This window comes from Gordonia alkaliphila, from assembly GCF_039542465.1.
Lineage (GTDB): Bacteria > Actinomycetota > Actinomycetes > Mycobacteriales > Mycobacteriaceae > Gordonia > Gordonia alkaliphila.
In genome coordinates this window covers 16,401-28,700 of the sequence record NZ_BAABIE010000018.1, presented here as the reverse complement: position 1 = coordinate 28,700, position 12,300 = coordinate 16,401, and the positions used below count along the sequence as shown (strand labels likewise).

The 12,300-nt window shown below is 70.9% G+C and carries 14 protein-coding genes; 12 read left to right on the top strand and 2 right to left on the bottom strand.

Going from position 1 to position 12,300, the window contains the following annotated elements; translation table 11 throughout:
• Positions 1 to 2 precede the first annotated feature (2 nt).
• From glmS to groES, 9 genes are all read left to right on the top strand, one after another.
• Positions 3 to 1,865: a glutamine--fructose-6-phosphate transaminase (isomerizing) gene (gene glmS, locus ABD989_RS16100; RefSeq protein ID WP_345314248.1), complete on the top strand. Its 1,863-nt coding sequence runs from the start codon at positions 3 to 5 to the stop codon at positions 1,863 to 1,865.
• A gap of 3 nt (positions 1,866 to 1,868) precedes the next feature.
• Positions 1,869 to 3,320 carry an NAD(P)H-hydrate dehydratase gene (locus ABD989_RS16095; protein ID WP_345314247.1) on the top strand — a complete coding sequence of 484 codons (1,452 nt, stop codon included), beginning with the start codon at positions 1,869 to 1,871 and terminating at the stop codon, positions 3,318 to 3,320.
• Complete coding sequence (gene alr / locus ABD989_RS16090) at positions 3,317 to 4,477, top strand: alanine racemase (protein ID WP_345314246.1); 1,161 nt, start codon at positions 3,317 to 3,319, stop codon at positions 4,475 to 4,477. Before ABD989_RS16095 ends, alr begins: the two co-directional genes overlap by 4 nt.
• A complete protein-coding gene (locus ABD989_RS16085) occupies positions 4,474 to 5,664 on the top strand; it encodes an alpha/beta fold hydrolase (RefSeq protein ID WP_425556549.1) in 1,191 nt (396 codons plus the stop codon). The genes alr and ABD989_RS16085 overlap by 4 nt, the downstream gene beginning before the upstream one ends.
• Entirely contained in the window at positions 5,661 to 6,140 is a 480-nt protein-coding gene (gene tsaE / locus ABD989_RS16080) for a tRNA (adenosine(37)-N6)-threonylcarbamoyltransferase complex ATPase subunit type 1 TsaE (protein ID WP_345314245.1), read from the top strand. Before ABD989_RS16085 ends, tsaE begins: the two co-directional genes overlap by 4 nt.
• A complete protein-coding gene (gene tsaB / locus ABD989_RS16075; RefSeq protein ID WP_345314244.1) occupies positions 6,133 to 6,816 on the top strand; it encodes a tRNA (adenosine(37)-N6)-threonylcarbamoyltransferase complex dimerization subunit type 1 TsaB in 684 nt (227 codons plus the stop codon). Before tsaE ends, tsaB begins: the two co-directional genes overlap by 8 nt.
• Complete coding sequence (gene rimI, locus ABD989_RS16070; protein ID WP_345314243.1) at positions 6,813 to 7,289, top strand: ribosomal protein S18-alanine N-acetyltransferase; 477 nt, start codon at positions 6,813 to 6,815, stop codon at positions 7,287 to 7,289. Before tsaB ends, rimI begins: the two co-directional genes overlap by 4 nt.
• Positions 7,286 to 8,314 (top strand): tRNA (adenosine(37)-N6)-threonylcarbamoyltransferase complex transferase subunit TsaD, encoded by a 1,029-nt coding sequence (gene tsaD, locus ABD989_RS16065; RefSeq protein WP_345314242.1) that lies wholly within the window; start codon positions 7,286 to 7,288, stop codon positions 8,312 to 8,314. The genes rimI and tsaD overlap by 4 nt, the downstream gene beginning before the upstream one ends.
• 165 nt (positions 8,315 to 8,479) lie before the next feature.
• Positions 8,480 to 8,779: a co-chaperone GroES gene (gene groES, locus ABD989_RS16060; RefSeq protein ID WP_345314241.1), complete on the top strand. Its 300-nt coding sequence runs from the start codon at positions 8,480 to 8,482 to the stop codon at positions 8,777 to 8,779.
• A gap of 118 nt (positions 8,780 to 8,897) precedes the next feature.
• Here groES and ABD989_RS16055 read toward each other — a convergent pair whose 3' ends face one another.
• The gene (locus ABD989_RS16055) at positions 8,898 to 9,197 is read right to left on the bottom strand and encodes a WhiB family transcriptional regulator (RefSeq protein WP_345314240.1); all 300 of its coding nucleotides are present in this window, start codon (positions 9,195 to 9,197) and stop codon (positions 8,898 to 8,900) included.
• Positions 9,198 to 9,442: 245 nt separating this feature from the next.
• On the opposite strand from ABD989_RS16055, the gene ABD989_RS16050 reads away from it, so the two are divergent.
• From ABD989_RS16050 to ABD989_RS16040, 3 genes are all read left to right on the top strand, one after another.
• On the top strand, positions 9,443 to 10,243 hold the full coding sequence (locus ABD989_RS16050) for a hypothetical protein (protein WP_345314239.1): 801 nt from the start codon (positions 9,443 to 9,445) through the stop codon (positions 10,241 to 10,243).
• Between the two features lie 88 nt (positions 10,244 to 10,331).
• Complete coding sequence (locus ABD989_RS16045) at positions 10,332 to 10,904, top strand: sigma-70 family RNA polymerase sigma factor (protein ID WP_345314238.1); 573 nt, start codon at positions 10,332 to 10,334, stop codon at positions 10,902 to 10,904.
• The gene (locus tag ABD989_RS16040; RefSeq protein WP_345314237.1) at positions 10,901 to 11,731 is read left to right on the top strand and encodes an anti-sigma-D factor RsdA; all 831 of its coding nucleotides are present in this window, start codon (positions 10,901 to 10,903) and stop codon (positions 11,729 to 11,731) included. Before ABD989_RS16045 ends, ABD989_RS16040 begins: the two co-directional genes overlap by 4 nt.
• An 80-nt stretch (positions 11,732 to 11,811) precedes the next feature.
• Here ABD989_RS16040 and ABD989_RS16035 read toward each other — a convergent pair whose 3' ends face one another.
• Positions 11,812 to 12,201: a DUF5319 domain-containing protein gene (locus tag ABD989_RS16035; RefSeq protein ID WP_246994679.1), complete on the bottom strand. Its 390-nt coding sequence runs from the start codon at positions 12,199 to 12,201 to the stop codon at positions 11,812 to 11,814.
• Between the last annotated feature and the right edge of the window lie 99 nt (positions 12,202 to 12,300).

The window sequence follows — 12,300 nt, the reverse complement described above, 5'->3', positions numbered from 1 at the left end:
CCATGTGCGGAATCGTCGGATATGTGGGGCAGCGTCAGGCACTAGACGTCGTGGTTGAGGCCCTGCGACGGATGGAATACCGAGGCTACGATTCTGCGGGCGTGGCCATCGTCGACGGCGCCGGACACCTCGCGGTGGAGAAGAAGGCCGGTCGCCTGGAGAACCTCGAGAAGCTGATCGCCGAGGTGGGCCCGGACCAGCTCGCCGGTACCACGGGCATCGGCCACACCCGGTGGGCCACGCACGGCAAGCCGACCGATCGGAACGCCCACCCGCACCGCAGCCTGGACGGCAAGTTCGCCGTGGTGCACAACGGGATCATCGAGAACTATGCGCCGCTGCGCGCCGAACTCGAGGACGTCGGCGTCGAATTCGAGTCGGACACCGACACCGAGACCGCCGTGCACCTGCTGCAGCGCGAATACGCCTCCGGCAAGCACGTCGGCGACTTCGTGGCCAGCGCGTACGCGATCCTGCGTCGTCTGGAAGGTGCCTTCACCGTCGTCTTCACCTCGGCCGACAACCCGGGCGTCCTGGTGGCCGCTCGCCGGTCGACGCCGCTGGTGGTGGGCGTGGGCGACGGCGAGATGTTCCTCGCCTCGGACGTGACCGCATTCATCGAGCACACCCGCAACGCCGTCGAACTCGGCCAGGACGAGGTGGTGGTGATCACCGCTGACTCCTACGAGGTGACCGACTTCGACGGCAACCCGACCGGCGGCACCCCGTTCCACATCGACTGGGATCTGGCCGCCGCGGAAAAGGGCGGCTTCGACTACTTCATGCTCAAGGAGATCGCCGAGCAGCCCGAGGCGCTCGCGAACACGCTCCTGGGGCACCTGGAGAACGGACGGATCGTGCTCGACGAGCAGCGCCTGTCCGACCAGGACCTCCGCGACGTCGACAAGGTCTTCGTCGTGGCCTGCGGCACCGCCTACAACGCGGGCATGATCGCCAAGTACGCCATCGAACACTGGACCCGCCTGCCCGTCGAGGTGGAGCTGGCCAGCGAGTTCCGCTACCGCGACCCGGTGCTCGACCGGTCGACGCTGGTGGTGGCGATCAGCCAGTCCGGCGAGACCGCCGACACCCTGGAAGCGGTGCGCCACGCCAAGGACCAGAAGGCCCGCGTGCTGGCCATCTGCAACACCAACGGCGCCCAGATCCCGCGCGAGTCCGACGCCGTGCTCTACACGCACGCCGGTCCCGAGATCGGCGTCGCGTCGACCAAGTGCTTCCTCGCGCAGATCGCCGCCTCCTACATGGTGGGCCTGGCGTTGGCGCAGGCCGTCGGCACCAAGTACCCTGACGAAGTGGTGCGTGAGTTCCGAGCACTCGAGGAGATTCCGGCCGCCGTCGAGAAGGTCCTCGAGCAGATGGAGCCGGTGCGCGAGCTGGCCCGCCAGTACGCCGCCAGCAACACCGTCCTGTTCCTGGGTCGCCACGTCGGCTACCCGGTGGCCCTCGAGGGCGCGCTCAAGCTGAAGGAACTGGCCTACATCCACGCCGAGGGCTTCGCCGCCGGGGAGCTCAAGCACGGCCCGATCGCCCTCATCGAGGATGGTCTGCCGGTGATCGTCGTGATGCCGTCCCCGGAGGGGCGCGCGGTGCTGCACTCGAAGATGATCAGCAACGTCCGTGAGATCCAGGCCCGCGGTGCGCGCACCATCATGATCGCCGAGCCGGGCGACGAGGCCTCCCGGGCCATCGCCGACCACTTCATCCCGATCCCGCACACCCCGACCCTGCTGCAGCCGCTGGTGTCCACGGTGCCGCTGCAGGTGTTCGCGGCGACGGTGGCGCAGGAGCGCGGTTACGACGTCGACAAGCCGCGGAACCTCGCGAAGTCCGTCACGGTGGAGTAGACCGTGCCGGTCTATTACTGCACCGCCGACGAGGTCCGGGCGGCCGAGGCGGCCACCGGTGACCTGCTGACCGGCGGCACCCTGATGGTGCGCGCCGCCCACGGCGTGGCGCAGGCGGTGCTGACCGAGCTCCGCGGCACCGGCGGCTGCTACGGCCGGTCGGTCGGCCTGGTGATCGGCGCGGGCAACAACGGCGGCGACGCCCTGTACGCCGGTGCCGAGCTCGGTCGGCACGGTGTCGCGGTGACCGCGGTACTGCTGGTGCCGGACCAGACGCACGAGGGCGGACTGGCTGCGCTGCGTCGCGCGGGGGGCCGCATCGTCGCGAGTTTGCCCGCCGGGCTCGACGCGGTGGTCGACGGAGTGGTCGGCATCGGCGGACGCGGTCCGCTGCGCCCCGCTGCCGCCGCGGTCTTCGCCGCCCTCGATCCGGACACCACGGTGGTGGCCGTCGACCTGCCGTCCGGCGTCGACGCGGACACCGGTGTTATCCACAACCCCGCCGTGCGCGCCGACATCACGGTGACCTTCGGGGTCCTCCGGCGCGCCCACCTGCTGGCGGCCGAGCAGTGCGGACGCGTCACCGTGATCGACATCGGCCTCGGCGCCGCGGGCGACGGCTCGGTGGCCGCGCTCACCGACGCCGACGTGGCCGCGGCCTGGCCCGTGCCCGGCCCGCACGACGACAAGTACACCCAGGGCGTGGTCGGCATCGTCGCCGGCTCCCAGCAGTATCCGGGCGCGGCCGTGCTGTGCACCGGTGGCGCCGTGGCCGCCACCTCCGGCATGACGCGTTTCATCGGTGGCGCCGCACCGCAGGTGGTGGCCCACCGCCCCGAGGTGGTCGCGGTCGAGAGGTTCGACGACGCTGGGCGCGTGCAGGCCTGGGTGGTCGGGCCGGGACTCGGCGTGGACGAGAGGGCCGAGGCCATGGTGGAGCGCGTGCTCGCCGCCGACGTTCCGGTGCTGGTGGACGCCGACGGGCTCACCGTCCTCGCGCGTCGCCCCGACCTGCGGTCCGGGCGCACCGCACCGACGCTGCTGACCCCGCACGCCGGGGAGTTCGCGCGTCTGGCCGGTGCGCCGGTCGGACCCGATCGCTTGACGGCGACGCGGGAGCTCGCCGCACGATTGGGCGCGACGGTACTGCTCAAGGGCCGGATCACGCTGGTCGCCGACCCGGACGGGCAGGTGTACGGCAACGATGCGGGCTCGTCGTGGGCGGCCACCGCGGGTGCCGGGGACGTGCTGTCCGGGATCGCCGGTGCGCTGCTGGCGGCCGGGCGCTCGCCGCTGGTGGCCGGTGCGGCCGCCGCGCGCGTGCACGCACGAGCCGCTCGGGCAGCGTCCCGCGGTGTGCCGATCGGTGCCTCCGACTTGCTCGGTGCGGTGCCGACGGCGCTGCGGGACCTGCTGGTGGACGAACAGGGAGCGACGGGAGTGCAACGGACATGACGACCACGGAACTGCCCGCGCTGGCGGCGACCGTCGACCTGGCGGCGATCGGGCACAACGTCCGCGTGGTGACCGAACGCGCCGGCGCCCCGGTGATCGCGGTGGTCAAGGCCGACGGCTACGGACACGGCGCGGCACCGGTGGCTCGGGCGGCACTGGCGGCCGGTGCCGCCGAACTGGGCGTCGCGCACCTGACCGAGGCGTTGGCCCTGCGGGCCGCCGGCGTGGAAGCGCACATCACCTCGTGGCTGCACACCCCGAGCACCGACTTCGCCGCGGGCATCGCCGCCGACATCGACCTCGCCGTCTCCTCGCCCCGCCAACTGGCGGCGGTGATCGCGGCGGCGCGCGCCGCGGGCGTCCCGGCGACGGTGACCACCAAGGTCGACACCGGGCTCAATCGCAGCGGGATCGCCGCGTCCGACTGGGACGAGACCGCGGACCTGCTGGCGGCCGCGCAGGCCGACGGTGCCGTCCGCCTGCGGGCGATGATGTGCCACTTGGCCTTCGGCGACGAGCCCGAGCACCCGATGAACTCGCAGCAGGCACAGCGCCTGGACGAGGCCGCGGCAGACCTGAAGCGCCGCAACGTGATTCCCGACGTGCTGCACCTGGCCAACTCGCCGGCCGCGCTCACCCGCCCGGACCTGGCCCGCGACCTGGTGCGGCCCGGCCTCGCCCTGTACGGCTGCTCGCCGATCCCGGACCGCGGCGACTTCGGTCTGATCCCGGCGATGACCCTCAGCGCCGAGGTGGCGTTGGTGAAGAAGGTCGCTGCGGGACAAGGCATCTCGTACAACCACCGGTGGATCGCGCCGCATGACACGATCGTCGCCGTGCTGCCCGCGGGGTACGCCGACGGTGTGCCGCGCCTGCTGTCGGAGCGCTTCGAGGTGTCCATCAACGGCCGCCGGTTCCCGGGCGTGGGCCGTATCTGCATGGACCAGCTGGTAGTGAACCTCGGCCCGGACGGCGGCGGGGTCGCCGAGGGGGATCGCGCGATCCTGTTCGGTGCCGATGTCCCGGGCGAGCCGGCGATGCCGAAGGCCGTCGACTGGGCCGAACGCGTCGACACCATCGACTACGAGATCATCTCCGGTATCCGCGGTCGCGCGCAGCGCCGCTACGTGAACGATCCGAGCGAGGAGGCCAAGTGAGTCGCCCTGACGAGCAGTCGACGGGCTCCGACGATCCGATCGCCGGTGACACGCACGAGAACACCGCGACGGCAGCCACCCGGGAGAGGGCGAGCTGGGCGTCCGGCCTGCGCGACGTCGGATCGCTGGGCGCCACCCTCGGCGGCAACATGCGGCGCACCCGGCGGCGCAAGAAGAGCGGTACCGCGGTGGACCCGTACGCCGAGGTCGACTTCAAAACCATCTACGACGACGAATCGTCGACGGTGATCGCCGACGACGGCGTCGCGCTCGCGGTGCGCACCCACGTCACCGGACCGGCGAACGGACTCGCACCCGAACTCACCGTGATCTTCGTCCACGGCTTCACGCTGCGGATGGCGGGCTGGCACTTCCAGCGCTACCAGCTGGCCCAACGCTGGGCGCAGCGGCGCGTGCGGATGGTCTTCTACGACCAGCGCGGCCACGGCCGCAGCGATCCGTGCTCGGCGGCCAGCTCGTCGATCGCACAGCTCGGCGAGGACCTCGCCGCGGTGATCCGTGCGGTGGCCCCCACCGGACCGGTGGTGCTGGTGGGTCACTCGATGGGCGGCATGACGATCATGGCGCTGGCGCGGGCGCACCCGGACCTGTTCGGACACAAGGGCCGAGTCACCGGCGTCGCGCTGGTCTCCACCGCCGCGCGCGGCATCACCGAGGCCGGTCTGGGGGAGGGCCTCAACAATCCGGTGGTCGACGCCCTGCGCGTCTCGGTCCGCTACTTCCCGCGGCTGGTGCAGGCCGGTCGCGGCATCACCCGCCAAGCAGTGGAACCGGTGCTGGTGGCCGCGAGCTTCGGTCCCGACTTCTACAGTCCCGCCGCCGGACACGCGGTGGAGTCGATGATCCAGAACACCTCCATCTCGACGATGGTCAACTTCCTGCACGCGCTGGAAAGCCACGACGAGTCCACGGCGCTGCCGGTCCTCGCCCAGGTGCCGTCAGTGGTGATGTGCGGCGACATCGACCGCCTCACGCCGCTGCCGAACTCGCTGCGCATGTTCGCCGCGCTCGGCGACGACTCGCGGCTGAAGGTGGGCGAGGGCTGCGGCCACATGCTGCCGATGGAAGCGCCGGATCTGGTCACCGAAGGCATCGACGATCTGGTGCAGCGGTCCCGCCGCGCCCCGGCGCGGCCCAAGATGCGCTGGTACTGGGGCGCCCGATGAACGTCGGGGACGCGATGAATATCGGGGCGCGGGGCGACGCCGGCACGCGCGAACTGCCCGAGGTGGCCGACACGGAAGCCTTCGGCGCCGCCTTGGCAACGCTGCTGCGCGCCGGTGACCTGGTGATCCTCGACGGCCCCCTCGGGGCGGGCAAGACGGCCCTGACCCGCGGGCTGGCCGCCGGACTCGGCGTGGGCGGACGCGTGTCGTCGCCGACGTTCATCATCGCGCGCGCCCATCCGCCCGGTGGTCCCGAACAGCCGGGCCTGATTCACGTCGACGCCTACCGACTCGGCGGGCTCGACGATCTCGACGCCCTCGACCTGGACACCGACCTGGACGAGTCGGTGGTGGTGGTCGAGTGGGGCGAGGGTGTGGCCGAACGACTGGTCGACGAATATCTGCTGGTGCGGCTGCGCCGCGACGACCTCAGCGAGGTGCGGCAGGTGAGCTGGGAATGGGTGCGCAATGACTGAACCGCAACGACTGGTGCTCGCGCTGGACACCGCCACCCCCGCGGTGGTGGTCGGCGTGGTGGCCGTGACCGACGACGGCCCGACGACCCTCGCCGAGCAGGTGGTGCACGACCACCGGCGGCACGCCGAGATGCTGACCACCCTGATGCAGCAGGTGCTGGCCGAAAGCGGTTGTCGCGGAGCCGATCTCACCGACGTGGTGGTGGGCTGCGGCCCCGGGCCGTTCACCGGTCTGCGGGTCGGCATGGCCACCGCCGCGGCCTACGCCGACGCCTTGAGCATTCCGGCGTACGGGGTCTGCTCGCTCGACGCGATCGCCGCCGCGCACGCCGCGGCCGAGTCCGATGAAGCAGCTCCGGCAGGCGAGGTGCTGGTGGTGACCGACGCCCGACGCCGCGAGGTGTACTGGGCGCGCTACCGCGACGGGGAGCGTCTCGTCGGCCCCGAGGTGACCGCCCCGGACGCGGTGGACACCGGGGAGGCGACCGTCGTGGCCGGCACTCCCGGATTCACCGACCGGTACGAGCTGGCCGTGTCGTCGGCGACGGTGCCGACGGCGGCCGCGCTGGTGGCCGTCGCCGATCTCGCGGCGCCCCCGGCCGAGTTGACGCCGCTCTACCTGCGCCGACCGGACGCCGTGGAGCTCAAGGACCAGCGCCGCAAGTCGCTGCTGTGATCGTCGACGCCCTCACGCCCCGCGACCTGCCGCGGTGCGCTGAGATCGAAGCCGAGCTCTTCGCCGGCGACTCGCCGTGGCCGTTGAGCGGCTTCGTCAGCGAGCTCGCGGCGTCGTACAACCACTACTTCGCCCTGCGCCCCGAGTCGGACGCCGAGGTGGTGGGCTACGCCGGAATCTCCGTGCTCGGTCCGCGCGGCGCGCACGAATGCGAGGTGCACACCATCGCCGTCGATCCGGCCCATCGCGGGCGAGGTTCGGGTCGGGCCCTGCTCGATGCGCTGCTGGAAGTTGCCGATGCCGCGTCCGCGCCGGTATTTCTGGAGGTGCGCACCGACAACGCCGTGGCGATCTCTCTCTACGAACGCAGCGGCTTCGCGGTGGCCGGGGTGCGCCGCAACTACTATCAGCCGTCCGGCGCCGACGCCTACACCATGGTGCGGCCCGCGGCTGCGGAGGTGAACCAGTCGTGATCGTGATGGGCATCGAGAGCTCCTGCGACGAGACCGGCGTCGGCATCGTCTCCTGGGACGGCGAGGCCGCCACGCTGCTGGCCGATGAAGTGGCCTCCAGTCAGGCCGAGCACGCGCGGTACGGCGGCGTGGTTCCGGAAGTGGCCTCGCGCGCGCACCTGGAGGCGATGGTGCCGACCATGACGCGTGCCCGCGAAGCGGCCGGTATCGACCGGCCCGACGCGATCGCGGTGACCATCGGACCCGGCTTGGCCGGTGCACTCCTGGTGGGCGTGGCCGCGGCCAAGGCGTACGCGTTGGCCTGGGACGTGCCGCTGTACGCGGTGAACCATCTCGGCGGGCACGTCGCCGTCGACACCCTGGAACACGGGCCGATGCCGTCGGCGGTGGCGCTGCTGGTCTCCGGCGGACACACGCACCTGCTCGGCATCGACGAGTTGGCCAAGCCGATCGACGAACTCGGCACCACCATCGACGACGCCGCCGGCGAGGCCTTCGACAAGGTGGCCCGCCTGCTCGACATGGGCTACCCGGGCGGACCGGCGATCGACGTGGCCGCCCGCGACGGCGATCCGCACGCCATCGCCTTCCCACGGGGCCTGACCGGCCCCCGGGATGCGGCCTACGACTTCTCCTTCTCCGGGCTCAAGACCGCCGTCGCCCGCTACGTGGAGGGCGAGGTCCGGGCCGGCCGCGCGGTGAGCGTCCCCGACGTCGCGGCGTCGTTCCAGGAGGCCGTCGCCGACGTCCTCACCGCCAAGGCCATGCGGGCGGTCGCCGAGCGCGGCGTCGACACGCTGGTGCTCGGCGGCGGTGCCACCGCGAACTCGCGGATCCGTTCGCTCGCACAGGAGCGTGCCGACGCCGCCGGGGTGCAGCTGCGCGTACCCGCGCCGCGCCTGTGCACCGACAACGGCGTCATGGTGGCCACCCTCGGCGCGCACGTCATCGGCGGGGGAGCGCCGCCGTCGCCCCTCACGGTGGCCACCGATCCCGGCATGTCGGTGCAGATCAGCAAGCTCTGACCGGGCCCCGCGAGGTTCACCCTCGGGAAGGGTTGAAGCGCTGGCACTCTCATGGGTAGAGTGCTAGTCGGTACTGGATCACCGCCACGGCACCCGCGACGACGTGGCAACCGACTCCAGCCGATCACTCTTCAGCAGTATTACGAGATGAGAAGGACTGACATCGTGGCAGGCGTGAACATCAAGCCGCTTGAGGACAAGATCCTTATTCAGGCCATCGAGGCCGAGACGACCACCCCTTCGGGCCTGGTCATTCCGGATTCGGCCAAGGAGAAGCCCCAGGAGGGCAAGGTCATCGCAGTGGGCCCCGGCCGCTGGGACGAAGACGGCGACAAGCGGATCCCGCTGGACGTCGCTGAGGGCGACACCGTCATCTACAGCAAGTACGGCGGCACCGAGATCAGCTACAACGGTCAGGCCTACCTGATCCTGTCGGCGCGCGACATCCTCGCCGTCGTCAGCTGAGCTGACTTCAGAACCTGTGTCAGCTGAGCTGACCTCTTAGACCACTCCGCCCCGGCAGGCCTCGCGGCCCGCCGGGGCGGAGTCGTTGTCGCAGGTGGTGTTTCGGGATTCCCCGTGCTCAGGAGGCGAGGTAGCGGGCCGGCTGCCGGCGACGGATCAGATTGCGTTCGTGCTCGGACAGTCCGCCCCAGATCCCGTAGATCTCGTCCACCGACAGCGCGTGCGAGCGGCACTGCTCGATCACCGGACACGCGCCGCAGATCTTCTTGGCCTGTCGCTCGCGTTGGAGTCGGGCATGGCCGCGCTCGCCCTCGGGATGGAAGAAGACGGACGAATCCAGGCCCCGGCACCCGCCCTCGCGCTGCCAATCCCAGAAGTCGGCGTTGGGCCCGGGCAGTCGGTCTGCGGTGATGGTCACGGCTGTTCCTTCTCTCGATATGGCTAGGTGCATCGCTCACGCTAGGGCGGACGTTTCCGGCCCGTCAAACCGCTTGAATACCCGGGTTGAACTGCATTTTTGCTCCCAGGTGAACAACCGGTGCGGCTCCTGCGGTTTCGTCGCCGCGATGTAACAGCGGGTAAACATGAGGTGGCGAAAGACCCGGGTACGACGACGAGAAGTCACCGAGTGTTACCCCTGGGGAAACTGATGAGAAGAGGACGATGAGGCGCGAGCCGACCGGAGTGCAGGCGTGGCAGCGCGCCGTCGAATTGGGCGCGCAGGGGCGGGCCGCCGCGGCCCGCCGGGTGCTGGCCACGGTGGCCGACGACCCGCGCAGCGCGCCCGCGGTGGTCTCGCTCGCGCACAGCACGCGGGCTTCGCTGCTGCGGCAGGCCGGCGGCCACGGGGTGGCCCGGATCGGCGACGGCCGCGCGTGCCTGCTGGCCGTCGACGCGACCACTGCTCCGAGCGAATCGGAGTGGCTGCACGCCGCGTGGCTCGACGGCCTGATCGGCCTGGCCGCCGACAACCTCGGGCTCGGCGACTTCGCCGCGTCGCAGCGGCTCCTCGACCGCGCCGCCGCGCATGCGGCCGCGCAGCCGCGCAACGACGACGCCGACTGGCGCACCGCGGCCCGCACCGCGCTGCGCCTGTCGTGGGTGCGCTGCGAATGGGGTCTCTACTGCGGGCGGATGGACGTCGCCCGCGCCGCGGCGTCGCGCTCGGCCGAACTGGTCGCCGTCGTCCCGTCGCCCCGCCATCGCATCAAGACCGCGCTGATCGGCGCCGCCGTCGCGGCGGCCGGCGGGGACGTCGACGCTGCCGCGACGGCCGGTCGCGGCGTCTTCGCCGACGCCGCTGAACATGGCTTCCTGCCGCTGCAGTGGGCTGCCGCGGCGCTGTTGTCCGGGGTCGACGGCGATCCGAAATACGGTGCTGAGCTGGGAGTTCTGCGCGATCGGCTGGCTCGCCACGGCATGCCCTTCGCGCCCCTGTCCTCGGACGAGCGGCACGGCCGATAGGGTGGTTTGGTGATCTGCCGACCCGTCCTGCCCGCCGCCGCGCGAGCCCGTCGGATCGACGATGTAACACTTCGAGCACGACGTGACGATGAAACTGACAGGTGAGGCGTTGGACCGCAAGGTCCGGGAAGCGGTGGCTGGGGACCGCGCGGCGCTGAGCTCAGTGCTCGAGAGCGTGCGGGAACCAGTCCTGCGCTACTGCCGAGCACGGGTAGGTGTCGGCGAACGACACCTATTCTCCGCTGACGACGTTGCGCAGGAGGTGTTGATGGCAGTCATGACCGCCGTACCCAAGTACGAAGACCAGGGCCGTCCCTTCATGGCCTTCGTCTACGGCATCGCCTCGCACAAGGTCGCCGACGCCATGCGCTCGGCCTCCCGTGTCAAAGCCGACCCCGTGGACGTCCTTCCGGAGACCGTCGACTTCTCGTCCGGTCCGGAACAGCAGGCGCTCGACAACGACGCCAGTCGCCGCATGGGTGAGCTGCTCGACCAGCTCCCCGAGAAACAGCGCGAGATCCTGGTGCTCCGCCTCGTGGTCGGACTGTCGGCCGAAGAGACCGCCGAGATGATCGGCAGCACGCCCGGAGCAGTGCGCGTGGCCCAGCACCGCGCACTCACGAAGTTGAAGAAGATCATTGCCGCAGGAGGTGGCCGATGAACGAGCACGACCCGTCGGTCGACATCAGTGCCGTCCACCACGACGACGAATTCCTGCAGGCGCTCATCGAGGGCACCGCGCTGCCCGGCGACGGCCCGGTGGACCCGGCCGAAGCCGAACTCGGCGCCTTGCTGTTCGCGTGGCGCACCGAGGCGCTCGCCGCGCCGATGCCTGCCGAGCCCACGCTCGACGACGTCGAGCAAGCCATCGCCGACACCGACAACGACCGCAAGCGTCAGGCCGTGTCGCGGCACCTGCGGATGATCTCCGGTGCCGCCGCCATCACCGCGGTCGCTGCCGCCGGTCTTTTGGTGCTGTCGGAGAACTCGCAGCCCGGCGACCCGCTGTGGAACGTGAAGAAGGTGGTCTTCGCGGACGAGGCCCAGCAGACGCAGGCCGCGTTCGACGTGCAGAACGGCCTCGAGCGGGCCGAGACCGCACTGTCGGAGGGGCAGGTCAGCGAGGCATCCGATTTCGTCGATCGGGCGGAGCGGGCACTGGAACCCGTGCAGGACGCGGACACGCGCACGCGCATGCAGCAGTGGATCACCCGACTCCGCAACAGCGAAGCTCTCGCCAAGGATCCGGCGCCCAGTACGCCGCGGCCGTCGACCCTGTCGACCGATCCGGCCACCCCGCCTGCGGAGGCGTCGGAATCGACGTCGGTGACCGTTACGGTGACGCCGTCCGTGCCACCGTCGTCGTCGACACCGCCACCGTCGTCGTCGACACCGCCGTCCTCGTCGTCGGCATCGAGTTCGACGTCGGCCTCCGGCAGCTCGAGCGTGTCGTCGAGCAGCGTTTCCAGCACGGTCCCGAAGAACTGACCCCGAAGGACCGAGTCAAGCGTCGAAGCGAACCGGCGCCGACTGTGAAGTCGGCGCCGGTTTCGTCGGTGCGGTGAGCGTCAGCGGCGGTCGCGGAAGATCGCGTGCGCGTCGGCGAAGCCGCGGCAGTAGTCCCACGTGACGTAGTCCTCGGGGCGAGGATCCATCGCGGGTTCGTGCGGACGGACCGAGCCGTCGAGCAGCAGTTGGTGCAGGCTGGCGCGCAGCATGTCCCAGTCGTGGAAGTGATCTTCCCGACAGTCCTCGCAGATCACGACGAGTCCGCGGATGCCGCGGGGCGCGAGGAGGCGTTCGTAGACTTCGAGGTCGACCAGATCCTCGCGCACCGCTTCGCGCTCATGATCATCAAGCGGCACAGCGGGTTCGAGCGCATCGAGCGCGGCGGCCGGGTCACTCGGGTCGTCGGCGAACGGGTCCGGCGGCATGCCGGGAGGGAAGTGGTCGTGCACGCCTCCACCGTAGCCGATCGGGGCCGGTCGGCGCTCCTTCTGACGTGCCCCCGGTCACCGGCGGGAGCCGTTCGGTAAGTCTGTCGATACGATAGAGCG